At 66.7% G+C, this 303-nt stretch carries 1 pseudogene; it reads left to right on the top strand.

The features are described from left to right. Window positions 1-172, top strand: a pseudogene (locus tag A3728_RS23255) (hypothetical protein); the annotation flags it as partial. Between the last annotated feature and the right edge of the window lie 131 nt (window positions 173-303).

Genomic DNA, 303 nt, shown 5'->3' with positions numbered 1-303 from the left:
GACGCCGGGCGACCAGCTGGCCGAAATGCAGGTGGAGGACACGCCGCTGGTGATGAAAGTCGGCAAGATCTCGGGAGGCTTCCGCATTCGCACCCGGGGGGCGGACCTGAAGGTGCATGTGCGCACCCCCCGTCAGGCCGAACTGGCGCGACTGATGCCCACCACAGATCCTGTGACCGGACGGTCAGGACAACCCTGCCGATGCGCTGGCCGAAGCTGTCGGAAATGCGCGCCAGACGCTCCCCCGTAGCTGGATAGAGCGCCCGGGCGCGCATACACTGCGCCATACTGTCGAGCAGGTTC

The sequence above is a fragment of the Sulfitobacter sp. HI0040 genome (genome assembly GCF_001634885.1).
In the GTDB taxonomy this organism is placed as follows: Bacteria; Pseudomonadota; Alphaproteobacteria; order Rhodobacterales; family Rhodobacteraceae; genus Sulfitobacter.
This window is presented reverse-complemented; position numbering and strand designations above follow the sequence as displayed.